General features: G+C 67.3%; 18 protein-coding genes and 1 pseudogene. 5 read left to right on the forward strand and 14 right to left on the reverse strand.

Features of this window, described 5'->3' with window-relative positions; translation table 11 throughout:
• Positions 1-93: 93 nt before the first annotated feature.
• From ACI2JO_RS13565 to ACI2JO_RS13610, 10 genes are all read right to left on the reverse strand, one after another.
• Positions 94-588: a hypothetical protein gene (locus ACI2JO_RS13565; protein ID WP_404721228.1), complete on the reverse strand. Its 495-nt coding sequence runs from the start codon at positions 586-588 to the stop codon at positions 94-96.
• Positions 589-722: 134 nt separating this feature from the next.
• Positions 723-2,078, reverse strand: coding sequence for an O-antigen ligase family protein (locus tag ACI2JO_RS13570; RefSeq protein ID WP_404721229.1), 1,356 nt, complete (start codon positions 2,076-2,078; stop codon positions 723-725).
• 73 nt (positions 2,079-2,151) lie between these two features.
• Positions 2,152-2,427 (reverse strand): hypothetical protein, encoded by a 276-nt coding sequence (locus ACI2JO_RS13575; protein WP_404721230.1) that lies wholly within the window; start codon positions 2,425-2,427, stop codon positions 2,152-2,154.
• A gap of 37 nt (positions 2,428-2,464) precedes the next feature.
• Positions 2,465-2,608 (reverse strand): hypothetical protein, encoded by a 144-nt coding sequence (locus tag ACI2JO_RS13580; protein ID WP_404721231.1) that lies wholly within the window; start codon positions 2,606-2,608, stop codon positions 2,465-2,467.
• A gap of 56 nt (positions 2,609-2,664) precedes the next feature.
• On the reverse strand, positions 2,665-3,648 hold the full coding sequence (locus tag ACI2JO_RS13585) for a 2OG-Fe(II) oxygenase (protein WP_404721232.1): 984 nt from the start codon (positions 3,646-3,648) through the stop codon (positions 2,665-2,667).
• A gap of 71 nt (positions 3,649-3,719) precedes the next feature.
• Positions 3,720-6,956, reverse strand: a complete 3,237-nt coding sequence (locus ACI2JO_RS13590; protein WP_404721233.1) for a TonB-dependent receptor domain-containing protein — start codon at positions 6,954-6,956, stop codon at positions 3,720-3,722.
• A gap of 328 nt (positions 6,957-7,284) precedes the next feature.
• Positions 7,285-7,464, reverse strand: a complete 180-nt coding sequence (locus tag ACI2JO_RS13595) for a hypothetical protein (RefSeq protein WP_028964939.1) — start codon at positions 7,462-7,464, stop codon at positions 7,285-7,287.
• Between the two features lie 3 nt (positions 7,465-7,467).
• Positions 7,468-8,523, reverse strand: a complete 1,056-nt coding sequence (locus ACI2JO_RS13600; RefSeq protein WP_404721234.1) for an exo-alpha-sialidase — start codon at positions 8,521-8,523, stop codon at positions 7,468-7,470.
• Positions 8,524-8,671: 148 nt separating this feature from the next.
• The gene (locus ACI2JO_RS13605; RefSeq protein ID WP_404721235.1) at positions 8,672-9,034 is read right to left on the reverse strand and encodes a hypothetical protein; all 363 of its coding nucleotides are present in this window, start codon (positions 9,032-9,034) and stop codon (positions 8,672-8,674) included.
• Between the two features lie 89 nt (positions 9,035-9,123).
• The gene (locus tag ACI2JO_RS13610) at positions 9,124-9,825 is read right to left on the reverse strand and encodes a helix-turn-helix transcriptional regulator (protein WP_404721236.1); all 702 of its coding nucleotides are present in this window, start codon (positions 9,823-9,825) and stop codon (positions 9,124-9,126) included.
• Between the two features lie 91 nt (positions 9,826-9,916).
• On the opposite strand from ACI2JO_RS13610, the gene ACI2JO_RS13615 reads away from it, so the two are divergent.
• Positions 9,917-10,483 carry a glutathione S-transferase family protein gene (locus tag ACI2JO_RS13615; RefSeq protein ID WP_404721237.1) on the forward strand — a complete coding sequence of 189 codons (567 nt, stop codon included), beginning with the start codon at positions 9,917-9,919 and terminating at the stop codon, positions 10,481-10,483.
• 48 nt (positions 10,484-10,531) lie between these two features.
• Here ACI2JO_RS13615 and ACI2JO_RS13620 read toward each other — a convergent pair whose 3' ends face one another.
• Complete coding sequence (locus ACI2JO_RS13620) at positions 10,532-12,787, reverse strand: glycoside hydrolase family 3 N-terminal domain-containing protein (RefSeq protein ID WP_404721238.1); 2,256 nt, start codon at positions 12,785-12,787, stop codon at positions 10,532-10,534.
• A gap of 304 nt (positions 12,788-13,091) precedes the next feature.
• On the opposite strand from ACI2JO_RS13620, the gene ACI2JO_RS13625 reads away from it, so the two are divergent.
• From ACI2JO_RS13625 to ACI2JO_RS13640, 4 genes are all read left to right on the forward strand, one after another.
• The gene (locus ACI2JO_RS13625) at positions 13,092-14,168 is read left to right on the forward strand and encodes a LacI family DNA-binding transcriptional regulator (protein ID WP_404721239.1); all 1,077 of its coding nucleotides are present in this window, start codon (positions 13,092-13,094) and stop codon (positions 14,166-14,168) included.
• A complete protein-coding gene (locus ACI2JO_RS13630; RefSeq protein WP_404721240.1) occupies positions 14,165-17,272 on the forward strand; it encodes a TonB-dependent receptor domain-containing protein in 3,108 nt (1,035 codons plus the stop codon). Before ACI2JO_RS13625 ends, ACI2JO_RS13630 begins: the two co-directional genes overlap by 4 nt.
• Positions 17,273-17,504: 232 nt before the next feature.
• Entirely contained in the window at positions 17,505-18,980 is a 1,476-nt protein-coding gene (locus tag ACI2JO_RS13635; protein ID WP_404721241.1) for a glucoamylase family protein, read from the forward strand.
• A 51-nt stretch (positions 18,981-19,031) separates the two neighbouring features.
• The gene (locus tag ACI2JO_RS13640) at positions 19,032-19,388 is read left to right on the forward strand and encodes a hypothetical protein (RefSeq protein ID WP_404721361.1); all 357 of its coding nucleotides are present in this window, start codon (positions 19,032-19,034) and stop codon (positions 19,386-19,388) included.
• Between the two features lie 53 nt (positions 19,389-19,441).
• Here the strand turns inward: ACI2JO_RS13640 and ACI2JO_RS13645 are convergent.
• From ACI2JO_RS13645 to ACI2JO_RS13655, 3 genes and pseudogenes are all read right to left on the reverse strand, one after another.
• Positions 19,442-19,985 (reverse strand): annotated as a pseudogene (locus ACI2JO_RS13645) (IS5 family transposase); the annotation flags it as partial.
• Between the two features lie 58 nt (positions 19,986-20,043).
• Positions 20,044-20,277, reverse strand: a complete 234-nt coding sequence (locus tag ACI2JO_RS13650; RefSeq protein WP_404721242.1) for a hypothetical protein — start codon at positions 20,275-20,277, stop codon at positions 20,044-20,046.
• Positions 20,264-20,596 carry a CopG family ribbon-helix-helix protein gene (locus ACI2JO_RS13655; protein WP_404721243.1) on the reverse strand — a complete coding sequence of 111 codons (333 nt, stop codon included), beginning with the start codon at positions 20,594-20,596 and terminating at the stop codon, positions 20,264-20,266. Before ACI2JO_RS13655 ends, ACI2JO_RS13650 begins: the two co-directional genes overlap by 14 nt.
• Positions 20,597-20,955 lie beyond the last annotated feature (359 nt).

Here is a 20,955-nt window from a genome sequence, read left to right on the forward strand (position 1 = left end):
GGCGTGTCGACAGGTCGACGCATCGACATGGCTATTGAGGATCGGGTCGGGGCTGAGCCTTCAAGCATCCGCCGTACGACTTGGCCGACGATGCTATTCGTGCACTGACGTTGTCGTCCGTATCACCCGATCCAGAGGCCCGCGCGGCGCGGCGCCATCGGGTGCCACCGTCTCTGGCAGCAAGACCGCCGATGCATCGGAGATACGGCGGACCCGGGTCGCGATGTCGTCGAGCGTGGCGGTCGCGGCGGCCTGATAGTCCGGCCAGCGCGCGGTATTGTCACCGTTGCTCCAGTGGAGCACATAGCCGCTCAACAGGTCATGCACGGCATCGACCGCCGCGATCAGCGCCGCCGCCTGCCCGGAAGTCTCGGTGACGCGCACGCACGGTGCCAGCGCGGATTTGATGAACCAGCGATAGTTGCAGACGGCCTTGGTCAATTGCCATCGGTGACAGGCGAGCATCGCGACACGGGTTGATGCCGTGGGCGCGCGCAGCAATACCTTCTTCTCCTCGACAATACGAAAAATGCCCGCAGTCAGGGCGGCCAGCCGCTCCGATCTGGTTTGTTTGGATACCCCCGTCATCAGCACAGCACTACCGGGATTTGTTTACCGGTACGTGATCGGCGACTCATCAGTCGAGATTAATACCTTTACATGTGTCAAGAACATCGCTTTTTAGCATCTTTTTGCTTCGACAGACGGCCTCGCTGTTACCACTATAGTACCGGCGCGCCCGCCCGCTCTGGTTCCGCGCGGCGATCGATTGCCCGGCGGGGCGCCGCCAGGCAAACAGCGAAGCACCCGGCACTGAGCATGATGAACTGCGCGAAATGCAGCATGCCATCAAGCAGGCTCATCAGAAGAAGACAATCGAGCATCAGGACGAAGGGCAGCAGCGCCTGCTCGCTCCGTGCCCGACGATGGACGGCCATGGTCCCGCCGACGAGAAGCGTCAGGGCGGGAAGGGTAGGGATGATGCCCCAGTTGAGAAGAAACTGGACGACGGCGTTATGCGGCTGCACGTGATGCTGTTCGGCAAGCGGGACAGCCCACCAGGACGACCCGGCGCCGGCGCCGAGCAGGGGATAGTGACGCGCCACGTCGAGCGAAGCGCGCCAGAACGTCAGCCGTCCCGACGAGAAACTGTCCGCCGACCTGTTCACGTCCGGATTGAACGCGTCGAACAGCGTGAAGGAGGGATGGTGATAGGGCTGAAGCCAGACGGCCATTACCGCGCCCGCCAGAAGATAGACCGGTAGCACGGTCGCCATGGAGCGTGATCGTGGCGCCCCCGCCATCGCCCAGGCGACCGGCAATATGCAGAGCCAGCCGAGCAGCGCCGCACGCGTCGCGCTCCAGAAGGTCATGCCGAAGGCAAGTGCGAGCGCGAGGTACAGCAGATGGCGACGTCGCGGATCGCCGTGCTCGTGCCACGCCACGCCGGTGAGCAGCGCCAGCACCGCCCCGCACCACGATCCGAACAGCCGCACCGAAATGAAGCCGGGTATGGCATTGCCCCAATCGATGCTGTGCTCCTGGCCGCGCAGCGCAGCGGGCAGCCAGACGAAATGCACCGCGATCACGAGCGCGAGCGCCGCGAGCCCGATCGCGAAGCCCGGCCAGATCTCCTCGAGCCTTGCGACCGGAACGTGCGCCAATCGCTGCGACAGCGCCGCCGCGAACAACAACTGGATCGCCCAGCCGACCGTCAGGCCCAGCGAAAAGCCGGGGTAGGGCGATACGAACGCCGAGCTGATCCAGAAGCTGAGCAGGAAGAGCGCCACCGCGATACGCGCCCAGCGCGGCAGCCCCGCCCAGACGTCGTGCAGCCTGAAGCCGTGTCGCATGGCGTGGAAGATGAAGCCGATCTCCGCGAGCAACCACAGATATCCGAGCTGACGCGTCTCCTCCAGCCATGGCGAGCGCATCGCTATCTCGTAGGTGGCATAGAGCGCCGCCGCGATCATCGGCAGGACAAGTCCGCCGACAAGCCCCAGCCGCCATGGCAAGCGGTCCTGCCCGGCGCTCGCGGGACTGGTGGAAGACAAGGCGAGCGGGATCGCGTCGGTCATGACGCGCAAATCTAAACGAGGATGGTAAACGAACGCTTTCCGGCCGGCGCCGGCACCACCGACGCTCACGCCGTCATTCCTGCGCCGGCGGTGCGGCGCTACGCTCCAGTTCGACGATCTCGAACACGTGATCGCGCCAGCCGCGCTGGCGGGCGGCGTCGGCGAGCGGGGCGCGCTTGCGCTTCGCCTCGGCGAGCGACGCAGTGTGGCCCCAGAAGACCTCGGTCCTGCCGTTCTCCAGCGTGGCGACAATCCGCCAGTAATGCGTGAACGGCTGTGCGGTCGGGCCGATCGTCTTGACATAGCCGTCGGGCAGCCGCGCGGTCAGATAATGGCGGCGTTTCGCCATGTTGCGGGCCGGGTGTTACGAGAGAAAGGGCCGGGGCTCAATGCCCGTAGGTCTTGATGCCGCGGCGGCGCAACTTTTCGCGGCGGCGCTTGCGCGCGATCACGATGCCAGTCGGCACCGCGACGATCACCAGCACGCCGATGATCGCATAGGCAACCAGTTCGCGGGAAAGCTCGATCATGAATTTCCTGTGGCACGGAAGAACGCCGCTGTCACGCCGTTCGGATGTGCCCGCGATCAGACCGGGGCGACGGGCTGCTGCCAGGCATCGAGCGCGCGCGCGCGGATCCAGCGCGTCGCCAGCCATTTCGCGCCGCTGCGCACCGGCAGTCCGGCATGGCGGGTCGCCGGGTCGGGGCGGCCGTCGGGCAGGGTGTTGAAGAACAGCAGCGCATCGCCGCCGCGCGGGGTGACCGTCACGCCGGGCACGGGAAAATGCGTCTCGCCGCCCGCGAACCCGCCGTTTAGATAGACGAGCATCGTCGCGACGCGCTGGTTGTCGGCACCCTGGATCGTGTCGAGATGCGGGCGATATTCCTGTCCGGGCGCGTAGCGGAGCACGGTCAGCGCCTCGCCCTGCTCGATCGCGGTGCCGCTGGCCGCCGCAATCCGCGCGTTGATCGCGCGGACCACGAGGTCTTCGTGCACCGGGCCGATCGCGGCGCCATCCGAGGTGCGGACCGGGTGCGCGACCAGCCGACCAGTCGCCGGATCGATGATCCGCGCCGGCTCGAGCATCGCGCCCGCGACCCTCGCAACATGCGCGCACTCCGCCGCGGTGAGGAAGCCGGGAAAATGCGCGAGCCGCGGGGTCGTCGCGAGCGGGGTGCCGGTCAGCGGCACCGCCGGACGGCCATCGGCGTCGAGCGCCATCGCCGCGATCAGCGCCAGTTGCGCAGCCGCGACCGGATCACCCCGGGCCGCGATGCGGAGCAGCGCCACCGCCGCCGGCCAGTCGGGTGCGCCCCCGCTGCCGTTCGCGGTCAGCGCTACCTCCATGAGCGCGGCGTCGACATGGCCGATCTCGACCGCCCGGCGCAGCAGCGCGCGCGCCCGCGGCAGGTCGCGCGCGACCGGCGTACCGCGCAAATGCCAGACGGCCAGCAGCATCGCCGCCTCGGCATCGCCGCCCGACGCACCCTCGACCAGCAGCGTCACCGCCGCATCGACCTGTCCGGTCGCCGCCAATTGCCCGGCGCGACTGGCCCGCCCCTCGGTCATTCGGTCATCTCCCTCAAACAAAAAGGGGCCGGACACCGTCCGACCCCTTCCCTTGGCACGACCCGGCCGGATCAGAAGCGGGCGGTGATGCCCGCGTAGAAGAAGCGGCCACGGTTGTCGTAGATGCCCGAACCGAGACCGATGCCGGTCAGGCCGTAGGGCGGATTGACGTCGCCGACGTTGTTGACGCCGCCGTAGAAGTCGAACTTGTCGTTGACCGCGATGTTGAAGTTGATGTCGTTGTAGACGACCGCGGGATACTTCTCGATCGGCGCATAATCGGTGTTCTGCGCCGGCTGACCGTTGACCGCGTTATAATCCTCCCAGGTGTTCAGGTACATGCCGTCGATCCAGCGCAGCGTGTGCCCGATGCGGACCGGCCCGAACGTCAGGTTCGACAGGATGTTGAAGCGATCCGACGGCAGGCCCAGTTCGTCGGTCTGGACGTTGCGGAAATCCGGCCGCGACGGATCGGTGAAGCGGTCGAGCTGGATCATGTGGTTCCACACGCCGCGCAGGTTGGCGCGCACGAACCCGAAATCGTGAGTGTAGACGATCTCGGTATCGATGCCGCGCGTGCGGAGCTGCGCATAGTTCTGCGGCACGTCGCGATACGAGCCCTGAAGGATCTGGTACGGCACTTCGCCGGCCGGACCACCATCGGCACCCGCACGCTGGAACAGCGCGCAGAACTGGTTGTCGAGCGTCGGCGAGTCATAGCAGGCGTCGAGCGCTTGCTGGACGGTCGGCCCGGTGATGACGTCCTTCACCTTGATGTCGTAATAATCGACCGACACAGACAGGCCGGGCAGGAAGGTCGGCTGGAACACGCCGCCCAGCGTCAGCGAGTTCGACGTCTCCGCCTTCAGGTCCGGGTTGCCGCCGCTGCGGATCTCGATCGAAGAGGTATAGGCGAAGTCGTAGGTCGTCGGGATACCCGCCGCGGCGCAATTGGCCGCGCGCGTCGCCGAGCCGGTGCCGATGTTGCGCGCCGAGCACGGATCGTTCGGGGCCGGGCTGAAGTTCTGCCCGAGCGGCGAGTAGCTTTCGCCAAGGTACGGCGCACGCACCGCGCGCGAATAACCGCCGCGCAGCAGCAGGTCCTGCACCGGACGCCATTCGAGGCGGCCGTCCCATGCGTAGACGGTGCCCGCACCGCCCTTGTAGTCGGCGACACGGCCCGCGCCGCTCAGGCGCAGTTCCTTGAACAGGAACACGTCCTTCAACAGCGGGATCGACAGCTCGCCATAGGCTTCCTTCACCTCGAAGGCCGGGGCGCGGAAACTGGGGATCGCGTTGTAGAAGTTGTAGCCGGCTTGGGTGAGCGGATCGAGATCGTAGCTCAGCGTCTCGCGGCGATATTCGGCGCCGACCGAGAAGCCGACCGGGCCGCCCGGCAGCTCGAACAACTGGCTGAGATCGCCCGCGACGAAGCCGTTGACGACGAACTGCGTCGCCTTGCCGCTCGCGGTGGTCGGGGAGACCAGATAGTTGCGCGCCGCATCGCTGGTCGAGCCCTGCCCGAACGGGTTGAGCGGAACGCAGGCGGCGACGTCCGCCGCAAGACGCGTCGGATCTCCGCCGACATCGTCGCCGGCATAGGCGCCGTCGACCTGGGAGCGGCAGACGATCTGCCCGGCGGCGTTGACGGTCGTGTCCTGCGCCAGCAGGAACCGCTGCGTGTTGACGTTGCCGGTGATGACGCTGTTTTCCTTGTGCTGGCCATAGTTGGCCGACACTTCGTAATTCCAGTCGTCGTTGAAGTTACCACGAACGCCGACCACCGCGCGGAACGTGTCGCGCTGCAGCCGCTCGTCACGCGTGCCGAGGTCGACCCAGTTGCGACGCGACGAGAAGCGGTAGGTGCCCGCCGCGACCTGCGCCAGCGCCGCGGCCTGGTTGGCGGCGGCCTGTGCGGCGGTGTTGGTGGCGGTCTTGAATGCCGCGCCGGTGTTCGGGTTCACGCCCGAGTTGATGGCGGCGACCAGCTGCTGCGAGATCGTGCCGCGCGCCGCGGCCGACAGGTACGGATTGTCGAGGCGGATGCCCTCGCGGTTGACGTTGCTGGTGCCCGCGTTCGAGTACGAACGGTCGGTGAAGCCGGCGATGGTCGCGGCATCGCCCAGCGTCGTGCCCTGCGAGAAGAACGGGCCGCTCTGCGAACCGAACGCCTCGGTGCGGACGTACTTGGCCTCGATGAACGGCTCGAACGCCGGCGTGACCTCGAAATGGCCGAGGACGTTGACGACGTAGCGGGTCGTGTCCGGCGACAGGACGAGCAGCTTGCCGTCACGCCCGGTCGCGCCGTTGCCGCCGACGAAATTGCCGTTCGGGCCGAGGCCGACGCGCTCGCCGGTCTGCGGCACCAGGCTGCCGTCGGGCTGGAACAGATAGGCGCAGGTGAAGGCCGAGCCGACCGCGTCCGAGCCGCAGCCCGGCGCGCTGTTGGCGTAACGGAAGCCGAGCTGGCCGCCGAGCCCGATCGTGGTGCTGCGGATGTCGCGGTAGAATTTGCGGTCGAACACGCCGTCCGACGGCGCGCTGGCCGGATCGGTGTCGACGACGACGAAGGCGTCGTTCTGGCGCAGGTTGCGGCGGCCCGACGCGTAATAATCCTGCTGGTGCGCATATTCGGCGTTGATCGCGATGTTGCCGCGACCGTCGGCGAAATTCTTGCCGGCGAGCAGCGAGACGAGCTGGTTGCCCGCGTCGCCCTTGTCGCTGATGCCGCCCTGCGCGCGGATCTGCGCGCCTTCATAGTCGCGCTTCAGCACGAAGTTGACGACGCCCGCGATCGCGTCCGACCCGTACACCGACGACACGCCGCCGGTCAGGATGTCGACGCGCTCGATCAGGTCGGTCGGCATCGTATTGATGTCGACGGCGTTGCCGTTGTTGATGATGTCGGCGGTAACATGACGGCGGCCGTTGACCAGCGTCAGCGTGCGCGCACGGTCGAGGTTGCGCAGCTCGAGGAAGTTGAGCCCGCGCGTGCCCAGACCCGAGGTCGAGTTCTGCGAGCCCAGCGACGGACGCAGCTGCGGCAGCTGGTTGAGCGCGTCGCCGATCGAGATGCGCCCGGTCTGCAGGATTTCCTGCGGGGTGATCGTGGTGATCGGGATCGCCGAATCCTCGTTCGGACGGCGGATGCGCGAACCGGTGACGACGACGTCGCCGCCGAGGTCTTCACCGGCGGTTTCGGGCTGGGCGGCGAGCGCACCGGTCTCGGTCTGCGCGCTGGCGACGGACGGGATGGCGGCGAAAGCGCCGATGATCGCCGTGGCGCAAAGGTAACGCGACAACTTCATGGTTTTAACCCCTTTTTCATATGGGGTTCATGAAGACGGCGGATCGCATCAGTGACAAGCCGCGAGCGGGCTTCTGCCGAACTGTAATAAATGTTTCTTAAACGATAGTCACATAAAAGTCACAGCGCTGACATGGCCGCTTCGTACCCATGTGCAGCTATCTGCCAGAAAATTACAATTATGCCCTATTTTAGGCATTTGGCTTGCCCGCTGGTCCGCGCTCACGACTGAAAATTGCAAGACGATGCCCGCGCAATTAAACAATCACTTTGCGCAACATATTAATAGTTCGGCGAAATAATCATCCGACTGTTACGGCTGCGTCATGCTATCGCAACTTTGCAATCGACAGCCCGTCTTCCTTCGCGCGGTCCTTGACCGATTCTTCGCTGCGGGTCAGCGCCTTGGCGATCGCCTTGAGCGCCATGCCCTTTTTGGCGAGCTGGTGGAGTTTCTGGATCTCGTCGGGGCGCCACGGCTGGCGGTGGCGTTCGAAGCGTTCGGCCATGACTTACCTCAGTTTGTTGGGATCGAGCACGACGTGGCGAATGCGCGTGCGGTTCCATGTATAGGTAATGTGGATACGCCCGTCGCGCGACTGGATCACCGCCGGATAGGCGTAACCGTCCCTGATCGGCCGGCTTTCCAGCGTCAGCACCGCGCGCCAGTGGACGCCGTCGTCGGACAGCGCGACGTTCAGCGGCCAGCGCGGGCCATCGCCGGGGGTGGCGGGATCGTGCGCGGCATGGTTGTAGACGATCAGCTGCCGCCCGTCCGCCAGCGTCACCGCGTCGGTGCCGGCATTGGGGTTGGGCAAGGCGAGCGCGGCGAGCGGCGACCATGTCCGGCCGCCGTCGTGCGAACGGCTGGTGGCGACCACGCCCTGCCGCGTCCGCGCGACCAGCGCGAGCGTGCCGTCCCTCAAGGTCAGCACGCTCGGCTGGATCGCCTCCAGCCCGACCGGCGAGGCGATCTCGGGGCCGGCGGTCCAGGTCCGGCCACGATCGGTGGAGCGTTCCATGCGCAGGAACCAGCGATTACGCTCAGGCGTGCCGACCTCGCGGCTCGACGGTGCCAGCCAAGTGCCGTCGGCGAGCACGACCGGCTTGTTCTTGATCGGGCCGAGTACGCCGTCGGGCAGCCGGGTCGGCGCGCTCCAGTGGCGGCCGCCGTCGCTGGAGGTGATGACCATTCCCCACCAGTCGCGCGGGTTGGGTCCGACCTTGTAGAACAGGTGGAGCGGCTGGCCGGGCGGCTGGAACAGCACCGGGTTCCATGTCGGGAAGCGCGCGTCGCGTGCGACCGCGATCGGTGTCTCCCAACCCCTGGCACCGCGGCGCGCGAACCAGATCGCGACATCGGGACGCCCTTCGCCCGAGCCGCCGAACCACGCAGCCGCAATGGTGGCGTCGGCCAGCGCAACGATCGTCGAGGCGTGCGCCTGCGGATAGGGTGGGGCGGGGTCGATGAATTCCGACGTCACGATGGCGGACGGCACGGCGGCAGTGAGCGCGAGCAGCACGGGCGCGGCGAGCAGCAGCCGGCGGGTAGGGAAGGGGAGGGGCATTGCGCGCCGGCTTAGCGCAGCGCGGCGGGGGGCCCAAACGCCTTTGCGGGTGGGGGAGGGGCCGCGACCGTCATTGCGAGCGCACGCGAAGCAACCCAAGGCCGGATCAGGACGCCTGGATTGCCGCGCTACGCTCGCAATGACGGGGTTACGCCGCCGCCAGCCAGCGCTTCGCGTCGTCGGCGTCGAGGAAGGTGCGGCAGTTGGCGCCGACCAGATAGCGTTCGGTCTGCAGCTTCGCGAGATTGTTCGCGACCACCGCCGCGATCGGCCGCGACGTGACCCTTAGCGCGCGCGGCATCATCGCGGCGAGCGCATCGACGACCTGCGGCGGCTGGATCGCCGCGGCGCGCAGGTCCGCGAGCACCACGAACGGCCCGTGCCGCAACCGGATCGCGGTGCCGCGCGCGAGCAGCTCGGCGACGAAGGCGGCGGTGACGCCGGGCGTCCAGAACCCCTCGGTCACGATGTGCAGCGTGCGGGTCGCTGCGTCATAGTCGATGGTGTACATGGAGGCGGCCAGCTTTCTCGTCGAAGCCGACCATCGTACTATGTAATTGTCGATGAACGATTAATCATCGCCGCGACTGTCCGGTGCGATCAGGAGGCCGCCCGCGCGCGCTGTTCCTGCCTTTTCCACTCCGCGGTGCGCAGCGTGACATAGTCGCGGAGGAGCTGCACCCGGCGCGGACGGAAGCTGACCGCGCCTCGCTCCAGCGCCTCGATGCGCGGCACCTCGAAGGTCCGATAGCCGGCGCGCAACTGACACCATGCGACAAGCATCAGCGTTCGCGGACTGTACGACATGCCGAGCGGCAGGATTTCGCGGTCGGTCCGCCGTTCCTTGGCATCGCGATAGCTGATGCGGACACTCACTTCGTCCCAACAGGCCTGGCGCAGCTGGTCGAGATCGATCGTGACCGCGGCGCGCGGCTCGGGCGGTCGCCACGACCGGATCGTCACATGGGCGGCCTGCCGTGCCTGCCGGTCGGGAAGCGTCGCGACGATCCGCGCCAGCGCATCGCGTCCCGCCGTCGTCAGCGCCGCGTCGCCCAGGTCACCGAGGCCGGCGACCGCCAGCATCAGCGCCTCGATCTCGAGACGTGAGAAGCTCTGCGGCGGAAGGGTGGGGTCTTCGGTCAGCGTGTAGCCATAGCCCGCGGTGCCGTCGATCAGCACGCCGCCCGCCCGCAAGGTCGCGATGTCGCGGTACAATTGGCGCGGGGAGACTTCCGTCTCCGTGGCGAGCCGCGCCGCCGTCACCGGCTTGGGAAGCCGCCGCAGCGTGTCGAGCAAGCGCATCAGGCGATCCGAACGTGCCATCCCTGCTGCCCGAAATTGTCAGGAGGCCGCTCGTAGATCGAGCACCTCATCAAGCACAAGGAGCAACCCGATGCCGATCCTGTATTTCTCTCCCAACTCGCGTTCGGACACGGTCGTCACCCTCGTCAGGATGCTGTCCGCCGACGTCGATCTGCGCGAAGTGACCATCGTGCGACAGGACGGGTCGGGACGTCGCGACCCCGCCAATCCGCATCCCGAGGGCAAGGTGCCCTATCTGGTCGATGGCGACGATGCGGTGCGCGAGCGCGGCGCGATCATGCTTTATCTGACCGACGCCTATCCGGATGCGGGGCTCGGCCCGTTGCCCGGAGAGGCGCAGCGCGGCGACTATCTGTCGTGGCTGTTCTATTATCAGGGCGTCATCGAACCGCTTTGCATCCTGAAGTGGGCGAACATCAGCCATCCCGCGATCACCGCCGGACTGCGCGATTTCGACACGATGATCGAGCGGCTGGCCGAGCCGCTGCGGCGCGGGCCGTGGCTGCTCGGCCAGCGCTTCTCCGCCGCCGACATGTTGTGCAGTTCGCCGTTCTTCTGGTTCACCGAGATGATGCCCGCCGACCCGGCGATCCGCGACTGGGTCGCCCGCTGCCGCGAGCGGATGAGCGCCGGGTGACATAACGGCCGGTCGGAGAGGCGGCGGGCAACGGAGATGGGCACCGCCTCACCCCAGCAAAAACGTCCCCGCCAGCCCCTCGGCCTCGGCCGAGGGCGCGACCCACAGGCGGAAGGCACCGGGTTCAACGGTCGGCTTCAGGTCACGCCCGATGAAGGCCAGATCGGCGCGGGTGAGCGTGAACTCGACCGTCCGGCGCTCGCCGGGCGCGAGCGTGACGCGGGTGAACGCCTTCATCACGCGCACCGGCTGCGTCACGCTGGCGACCACGTCGTGGACGTAGAGCTGCACCACCTCGGTCGCAGCATTGCGGCCGGTGTTGGCGATCGTCGCGCGGATCGTCAGCGGGGCGTCGGTCAGCGTCTTCGCGCTCAGCCGCAGGTCCGAATAAGCGATCTCGCCATAGGTGAGGCCGTGGCCGAACGGGAACAGCGCGCTGTTCGGCACCCCGCGATAATGCGCCTTATAGGGCTGGAGCGCGCCGGGCGGGTTGGGGCGGCCGGTGCTGCGGTGCGCGTAATAATAGGGCACCTGCCCGCCGGCGCGCGGGAAAGACACCGGCAGCCGCGCCGAAGGTGATACCGCGCCGAACAGCACGTCGGCGATCGCCGGGCCGTCCTGCGAGCCGAGGAACCACGTCACCAGCAGCGCGGGCGCCTTGGCCACCGCGCCGGCCAGCGCGAGCGCGCGGCCGGTGCGGAGCAGCACGACGTACGGCTTGCCCGTCGCGGCGATCGCCTCGGCGAGCGCCTGTTGTTCGGCCGGCACGACGATCTCGGTGCGCGACTGCGCCTCGCCCGACATGTTCTGCGTCTCGCCGATCGCGAGCACCACCACATCGGCCGCGCGCGCCGCGGCGACCGCGCGCGCCACGTCGCTGCCGTCGTCGACGGTCGCGCCCGGCGCGATCGCGCGCACCGCGGTCTCGAGGTCGACCGCCTCACGATCGGTGCCATAGACGTTCCACGGTCCGATCAGATCGTGGCCGCCGCCCGCGAACGGACCGATCAGCGCGATCTTCTTGCCCGAACGGGGCAGGGGGAGCAGCGCGCCCTCGTTGCGCAGCATGACGATGCTTCGCGCGCCCGCCTCGCGCGCGAGCGCCAGCGTCTCCGGCGTGCGCAGCCGCGCCTTTTCGCGCGCCGGGTCGATGCGGCGGAACGGGTCGTCGAACAGCCCGAGCGCGACCTTGAGCGCGAGCACGCGGCGAACCGCCTCGTCTAGGCGGGCGAGCGGCACCTCGCCCTTCTCGACCAGATCGGGGAGGTATTTCAGGTACAAGCCGCTCTGCATCGACATGTCCACCCCGGCGAGGAAGGCGAGCCGCGCGGCGTCGCGACCGTCCTCCGCCAGCCCGTGCGCGATCAGCTCCTCGTCGCCGGTGTAATCGGAAACGACCAGCCCGCCGAAGCCCCATTCCTTGCGCAGGATCGTGTCGAGGAGCCACGGATTGGCGGTCGCAGGGACGCCGGACAGGTCGTTGAACGACGCCATCACGGTCGGCGCGCCGGCTGCGAACGCCGCCTGGAACGGCGGGAAATAGACGTCGCGGAGTGTACGTTCCGACATGTCGACACTGTTATAGTCGAGCCCGGCCTCGCCCGCGCCATAGGCGACGAAATGCTTGGCGCAGGCCGCGACGGCGTCCGGCGACGCAATGCCGCTGCCCTGGAAGCCCGCGACACGCGCCGCCGCGATCAGCCGGCCGAGCAGCACATCCTCGCCCGCGCCCTCGACCCCGCGCCCCCAGCGCGCATCGCGCGCGATGTCGACCATCGGCGCGAAGGTCCAGTCGATCCCCGACGCCGACGCCTCGACCGCCGCGGCGCGCGCGGTGCGGCGCACGAGATCGGGATCGAAGCTGGCCGCCTCGGCGAGCGGGACCGGGAAGACGGTGCGCAGGCCATGGATGACGTCGGCGGCGAACAGCAGCGGGATCTTGAGCCGCGAGCGGCGCACCGCCTCGGTCTGCATCTGCCGCGCCATCTCCGCGCCATTGCCGTTGAACACGCCGGTCAGCTCGCCGCGCCGGACCATCTTCAACTGCGCATCGAAGCTGGACGCCGCGCCCGCCGGGTTGAGCGAGATCGCCGCGCCACCCGCCCAGGCGGCGGCGAGCAGGTTGAGCTGCCCGGCCTTTTCGACAAGCGTCATCCGCGCGATCAGCGCCTCGACGTGCGCGGGGAGGGGACGCGCCGCGATGGTCGCGAGCAGCGCGCGCGCCGGGCTCGCCGACCATGCCAGCGCCGCGCCCGCGCCGGCCAGCCATGCGCGCCGCGATATCTGCCGGTCGTGTCCGCTCATCCTGCTCCCTTTCCGTTTCGTCCACGCGCCATCGTCGTTTCGCGCATCTACGCCGTCGCCCCGGACTTGAGCCGGGGCGACGGGTGGGGGTGTCGCGTCACACAACGTCTGCCCCCCTTCGTCATTGCGACCCCGGCGAAGGCCGGGGGAAGCAATCCAGGGCGTCCCGGTCCGGCGCTGGATTGCTTCGCTGCGCGCGCAATGACGATCAATGGCTACCCGATTGATTATCACCTGACGCTCATGTAAGCGGTTTCTGTAAGCGGTTACAAGCCCGTGTTACCGAGAGGATGCTTCGCCGGCCATGTTGCCTGCCCGACCCGACCCCGTTCCCGCCGCCGCCCCCTCGGTGCGTGGTGCGCATGCGACGATCCATGATGTCGCGCGCGTGGCGGGGGTGTCGGTCGCGTCGGTGTCGCGGGTGTTCAACGGGCGCGACCACGTCCGCGCGGCGATGCGGACGCGCGTCGAGGAAGCCGCCGCGCAGCTCGGCTACGTGCCGCACGCCGGCGCGCGCAGCCTGAGCATGGCGCGGACCGGCGCGATCGGGGTGCTGCTGCCCGACCTGCACGGCGAGTTCTTCTCCGAATTGCTGCGCGGGATGGACCGTGAGGCGAGCACGCGTGGGCTGGGGCTGTTGCTGACCGTGCTCCACGACGGGCGCGGGCTCGACACGCTGGCGGCATTGCGCGGGCAGGTCGACGGGCTGGTGGTGATGGCGCCGCAGCTCGATCCCGCGGTCGTGGCGCAGCATATGCCGCGCGGGGTGGCGACGGTGTTCCTCGCCTGCGCGCCGCAGGACGGCAGCCCCAGCCTGCGGATCGACAATCGCGCCGGGGCCGCCGCGGCGGTCGCGCATCTCGCGGCGGGCGGGGCGCGGCGGATCGTCCATCTCTCCGGCCCGGCGACCAATCTCGACGCGCAGGAGCGCCGCGCAGGCGCCGAGGCGGCAGCCGAGGCGGCGGGCGTGACGCTGAGCGTAGTCGAGGGCGACTTTCGCGAGGGCAGCGGCGCGGTGGTCGGCGAATGCGTCGCAGCGGGGACGATCGAGGCCGACGCGATCTTCGCGGCGAACGACATGATGGCGATCGGCGCGTTGATGGCGCTCAAGCGCCACGGCGTCGCGGTGCCCGATCAGGTGGCGGTCGCCGGGTTCGACGATATTCCGCTCGCCCGGCTGGTGTCGCCGGCGCTGACCAGCGTCGCGATCGACATCGCCGCGATGGGCGCGCGCGCGGTCGCACAGCTCGCGGCGCGGATCAGCGCGGCGCGTGACGGGTTTTTGGAAGGTGCATCCAGCGGAGCGGACGAGGCGATCGTCCCGCATCTGGTGGTGCGCGAAACAACGATAGAAACAAGCAGGCAGGGACTAGGGATATGAAGAGCAACGCTTTCCGGCTGGCGCTTGCCGGCGCGACGATGCTGGCGGGGCTGGGCACCGCGATGACGTGGAGCGCGCCCGCCGCGGCGCAGGCCGGGCAGGCGGCACTGCGCGGCGTGATCCGCACCGCGCCCGACAATCCGGTGCAGGACGTGACGTTGGTCGACGTCGGATCGGGCTTCCGCCGCACCGTCGTGCCCGGCGCGGACGGCAGCTACAATTTTCCGTCGCTGCGCGCGGGCACGTACCGGCTGGAGATCCGGCTCCAGAAGGGTACGCGCAATTCCGACCAGTTCACGCTGCGTGTCGGGCAGAATGCCGGGCTCGACCTCGACCTGACGACGCCGCCCGCGGCCGCGCCCGCCCCCGGGCAGCCGGCGCCCGCCGACACCAATGCCGGCGAGACCGCACCGCCCGCGGGTGATGAGGTGGCGGCCGGTGGGCAGGAAGGCGACATCATCGTCACCGGCACACGCATCCGCTCGCTGTCCGGCGGACAGGTCGGGATCAACATCACCCCGCGGCTGATCGAGCAGCTGCCGCAGAACAGCCGCAACTTCCTCGCCTTCGCCGATCTGGCGCCGGGCGTGCGCTTCCTCGAAAGCTCCGACGGCAGCTCGCGCATCCAGGGCGGTGCGCAGGGGTCGAACTCGGTCAACGTGTTCATCGACGGCGTCAGCCAGAAGGACTACGTGCTGCGCGGCGGCCTGACCGGGCAGGACAGCTCGCCGGGCAACCCGTTCCCGCAGCTCGCGATCGGCGAGTATCAGGTGCTGTCGTCGAACTACAAGGCGGAGCTGGATCAGGTCAGCTCGGTCGCGATCATCGCCGGCACCAAATCGGGCACCAACGAATTCCACGGCGAAGGCTTCTTCGACTTCACCAACCAGAGCCTGCGCGAACGCCGCCCGACCGAAATCTTCCCGAACAAGATCGCCAAGATCGCCTCGGAGGACAAGCAGTTCGGCGCCGCGCTGGGCGGCCCGATCGTCAAGGACGTCGCGCATTTCTTCGTCAGCTACGAAGGCAAGCGCCGGCAGGTGCCGATCGACATCCTGCCCACCAACGGCGTGGCGGTGTCGAGCCTGCCCGCGCAATATCAGGGCATCTTCGGCTCGGCGAACTCGACGTTCAGCCAGGACCTGTATTTCGGCAAGATCGACCTCGAGCCGACCGACAAGGACCTGTTCGAGCTGACCGGCAAGTACCGCAACGAAACCGGCGTGCAGATCGGCAACGGCAACGCCGCCTTCTCGACCCGCACGCTGAGCAAGGTCAACGAGAAGCGCGGGATGCTGCGCTGGCAGCATACCGAGGAGAAGTGGATCAACGACCTGCGCGTCTCCTATGAGGATGTCGCCTGGTCGCCGCAGCCGGCCGAGAACGGCATCGGCCAGCAGTTCCGCACCACGACGCGCAACGGCACCAGCACCTCGACCTTCGACCTGTTCCGCACCGGTGCCGGGCTCGGCTTCCAGGACAAGGGGCAGAAGGGCTGGACCGTCCAGGACGATTTCACCTGGACCGGGGTCGAGAACCACACGTTCAAGGTCGGCGCGAAAGCGAAGTGGGTGACGCTCAACTCGCTCGAGCAGAACCTCATCAACCCCTTGTACCTGTACGACACGACGCTGCCGACCGCGAGCGGGTTCAACGACCAGATTCCGTACAGCCTGCAATTCGGCGCGAACGGGCTCGGCGATCCGCGCATCCGTTCGAAAAACTTCCAGCTCGGGCTGTACGCGCAGGACGATTGGGACGTCACCGACCGGCTGACGCTCAACCTCGGGCTGCGCTGGGATTACGAGCGGACCCCCGCGTTCCTCAATTACGTGACGCCCGCCGAGAACGTGAACGCGGTGTCGCCGGCCAATTACCCGAACCTCGTCAACGCCGACTATAACATCAACGATTACATCACCAACGGCAGCCAGCGGAAGGCGTTCAAGGGCGCGTGGCAGCCGCGCGTCGGCTTCACCTATCGGCTCGACGAGCAGGGCCGGTTCGCGGTGTTCGGCGGCTATGGCCGCTCCTATGACCGCAACCAGTTCGACTTCCTGCAGCAGGAGCTGTCGAACGGCCGCTTCCAGCGCCGCGAGTTCCTGTTCCAGAACGCCGATACGGTGAATCCCTGCACCCCGGGGCCGAACTGCATTCCCTGGGATCCGGTCTATCTGACCGAGGCCGGTCGCCAGCAGCTGATCGGCAACGGCAGCCCGGGCGGGCGCGAGTTCCGCTTCATCAACAACGACCTGAAGGTCCCGTATTCGGATCAGTTCAGCCTCGGCGTGCGCGGGCGGTTCAATCCGGTCGAGGTCGAGGTCGGCTATACGCGGATCGTCAGCAAGGACGGGTTCGTCTATCTGCTCGGCACCCGCCGCGCCGACGGGTCGTTCTTCGCGCCGTCGCCGACCGACGGCACCCCGCAGGGCCCGAACACCAGCTTCGCGCCCAGCGGCTACGGCGCGATCATCCTTGGCGACAACGGGCTCGAGACCAAGGCGGACTCGGCCTATGCCAAGCTGACCAAGGCCTATTCGGCGGCCTCGCCGTGGAGCATCGACGCCACCTATACCTTCACCGCGGCGGTGGATAACCGGCCGAACAACGACCAGTCGTCCTACTTCCTGCTCGATTTCCCGAAAGCCTCGGATTACCCGATGCTGCGCTCGGGCGTGGTGCCGCGGCACCGCTTCGTCGTGGCCGGCAGCACCGACACGCCGCTGGGCGTGACGCTGTCGGCGAAGTTCCAGATCGAGAGCCCGACCTTCCAGCGCGCGTTGCTCAACACCTCGACCCCGTATCAGCGCACGCTGGTCGGCTCGGAAGTGTTCGGGCTGGGCGATCGCTGGGGCCGGCGTCAGCTCGACCTGGCGTTCACGAAGTACGTGCCGCTCGGCTTCATCAGCGACGACACGCGGATCCGCCTCCGCGTCGACATCATCAATGCGATGAACGACCGCAACTACGTCGACTACAACAACGACCCCGGCGACACGACGCGTACCGCCGGCTCGCCAAGCGTGTACCGCGAGGTGTCGACCTACAGCATCGGCGGCAATCCGCCGCGCACCGTGAAGCTGTCGGCGGGGTTCAACTTCTGATGACCGGGCTGGGAAAGGCGGCGTGACGATCAGTCGTTTCGCTCTTTCCCGGCCCCGCCGGGCTGCGCGTCGCGAGGCGCCGGCGTGTTCCTTCTTCCCGTCACCCCGGCGCTGGCCGGGGTCCGGAGCCACGGGCGCTGACTTTGCCTGGCGCTGGACCCCGGCTTCCGCCGGGGTGGCGGTGAGACCGCAGGGATGACGAGAAGAGGATGGGGATGACGGAAAGGACCGCATGACGTTCGACCGACGCGACCTCCTGCGCGCTGGTGCGCTCGGTGGGGCGGGGTGGCTGGCGGGGTGCACCGCCGGCCCGCTCGCGCCCAAGCAGGCACCGCGGCTGGCCTTCCCCGGCGTGCTGCCCGAGATCGGCACCACGCCGGCCAGCGCCAGCGACCCGCTGATGGACGACATCCAGCGCCGCACCGTCAGCTATTTCTGGAACACCACCGATCAGGCGACCGGGCTCGCCCCCGATCGTTGGCCGACGCCCAGCTTCGCGTCGATCGCCGCGGTCGGCTTCGCGCTCACCACCTATCCGATCGCGGCGACGCGCGGCTGGATCACGCGGGCCGCGGCCGCGCAACGCACGCTCGCGACGCTACGCTTCTTCGCCAATGCCCCGCAGGGACCAGCAAAAGAGGGCACCAGCGGCTATAAAGGCTTCTATTATCACTTCCTCGGCGTCACCAAAGGGCACCGTTTCGCCAAAACCGAGCTGTCGACGATCGACACCGCGCTGCTGCTCGGCGGGGTGCTGTTCGCGCAAACGTGGTTCGACGACGAGGCCGACCCCGCCGAACGCGAGATACGCGCGCTCGCCGACCAGCTCTACCGCGCGGTCGAATGGGACTGGATCACCCCGCGCAAGCCTTTCGTTTCAATGGGATGGCATCCCGAGAGCGGGTTCATCGGCTCCGACTGGAACATCTATAACGAAAGCCTGATCCTTTACGTGCTGGCGCTCGGCTCGCCGACGCACGCGCTGCCGCCGACCACCTGGGATCAGTGGACCGCCAATTTCGACCCGTCGTGGGACGAGAATTACGCCAATCCCTTCACCGCCTTCCCGCCGCTTTTCGGTCATCAATACAGTCAGGTATGGATCGACTTCCGCGGCCTGATGGACACCTATTCCAAGCGGCGCGGGTTCGATTATTTCGAGAACAGCCGCCGCGCGACCTATGCCCAGCGCCGCTATGCGATCAACAACCCCGCCGGCTGGCGCGGCTATGACGAGAACGTCTGGGGGCTGACCGCGTGCGACGGGCCGGGCGATTTCGTGCGCGAGATCGACGGGCGCAACCGCGAGTTCTTCTCCTATTCGGCGCGTGGCCCTGGCGACCGCGACGACGGGACGATCGCGCCGACCGCCGCGCTCGGTTCGGTGGCGTTCGCGCCGGAGATCGTGCTGCCCGCGGCGCGCGCGATGTATTCGACTTACGGCACAGCGATTTACGACCGCTACGGCTTTCGCGACAGCTTCAACCCGACGCTGACGCTGCCCGACGTCAAGCTGCAGCATGGCAAGGTCGTGCCCTATATCGGCTGGGTCGCGGACGATTTCCTCGGCATCGACCAGGGGCCGATCGCGTGCATGATCGAGAACTGGCGTAGCGGGCTGATCTGGAAGACGATGCAGAAGAACCCGTATATTCGCGCCGGGCTGGAGCGCGCGGGCTTTGCCGGCGGGTGGCTTTCACCGACATAAGTGAATGATTTCGAATGTTTAACCGTTAGAGGATCGCGGATGACGCCTCGCATGTCCTTTGACGTCGACCCCCAGCGTGATCTGGTCCGCATCACCCTGGCGGGCTTCTTTTCTCCCGACGACGTCGCGCGCTTCGTCGCCGCGCGCGACGCCGCGCATCAGCAATTGCGCTGCGCGCCGAACGCGCATGCCACGCTGGTCGACATGCGCGCGATGCAGATCCAGTCGCAGGAAACCGTCGCCGCCTTTCAGCAGGTGCTGGCCGATCCGCGATATACGTCACGCCGGCTGTCCTTCGTCGTCGCGCGCTCGCTGGCGCGCCTGCAGATCAAGCGCGCGGCGTCGGAACGCGAGGCGGCGTATTTCACGACGGTCGAGGAAGCCGAGGCGTGGGTGACGGGGCGGTAGCGCCGGGTTTCACAGGAGCCTTGATCAAGTGAATTGGCAATCAACGCGCCGTAGGGCTTAATGCTTTTGGCCTGGAAAGCGTCCTTGAACCAATCAGCGTCGTAGCCGCCGTTGCCGAGCAGCCGCTGCGCTTTTTGGTAGGTCGTCCAGCAGCGCTGCCGCGCCAGTATCGTCACTGATCCGCCCGACGATCATGAAAAAGCCGAGGGGGTGGCCGTTCGCGTCGACGACGGCCTGAAGCTACGTGTTCATGCCGCTTTGCGTGCGTCCGATCAGGCGGCCGATATTCCCTTTTCAAACCGCAGGCTCGATGCCGTGCGGTGCGCCTTGAGGTGGGGCGCGTCGATCATGACGGTCATCGGCTCGGCATCGCTCGCAGCCAGCCTCCATCATGCGCGTGAATACGCCTCGCTCCCCCCGACGCTTCCACCGGTTGTACAGCGTCCTGTGAGGACCGTAGATGCGGGTCGCATCTCGCCAGCGCAGCCCGTTGTGGTTGATGAAAACGATGCCGCTCGACACCCGCCGCTCATCCATCCGAGGCTTACCATGGCTGGTCGGAAAGAAGGGCTGCAGCCATCCGACCTGCTCGTCCATCAGCCAAAAAAGTCATTTATCCCGGTCTCCTCGCGGAGCTTGGATCAGATCGCGACGATCACATCAATTGGCCCTGACCCTTGGCGAGGACGAACACGCCGAGCCACATCAGGATCGGCAATTTGGCCCCCTGCAGCCACATCAGCACCTGAGTGTTCAGGAGCTGCGAACCACGCGTGAAGTTGCCAGAATTGCGGGGGAGCTCACCCCGTGACGAATAGTGTTCCTGAGGGATGGGGCGGCCGTCATTGCGGATGTCACGCCGTATGCCCTTGGGCTCAACGCGCGCCATGATATTGCTCCATCCGAAGGTCGGTCTGGGCGATCAAATGGTCACGGAGATCGGGGTAATCTTGGCGGATGATCGCGTCCAAGGCGATCTGCGCATACTCGGTCACGCGCATGTGGCGGAGGTGGCTATCGTCGGCACGCTTCGCACCGGTGACAAATTGCTCGATCGCCAGTCGGATCACGTCTGACGTGCTGCGATTTTGTAGTGCCGCTACCGCGTCGACCTGGTCGCGCAGATCCCGCGGGATCCGGACCGTGCAGTGTGTTTTGGTACTCAAAAACCAGCTCCCTAGCAGGGGGGCTGGTGGGCTCTTCGTCACGTCGGCTTTTAGCGGACCTGTGACCCGCGTTCAAGCAACTCGTTTATTCGTGGTCCGATTCCGTGGCACGTCGTAACACGAAAAAGGCGCGGTTTTCTGCGGTTTTCGGAGCGTGTTACGTTGTGCCACAAGACGTACCACATTGTGACCCTCAATTGGCGGCTGCTAGTGATCTGTATTTCCCCGGAAAAAGGGAAGCGCAGCTTGCGTTCGGTGTGCACTACTGTAGTCCTGTTTCCTCCGTGTTGTTTTGGATGTTTCGCTCCTCATAGACGGTTCGGAATCGCCTCAGGTTTCCGCCGGGACCCAATCCGCCGCTAGGCGGGAAGCAGCTGCCTGAAGGGCGCTGCGCGCCGGGG

This window comes from Sphingomonas sp. NPDC079357 (genome assembly GCF_044901155.1).
In the GTDB taxonomy this organism is placed as follows: domain Bacteria; phylum Pseudomonadota; class Alphaproteobacteria; order Sphingomonadales; family Sphingomonadaceae; genus Sphingomonas.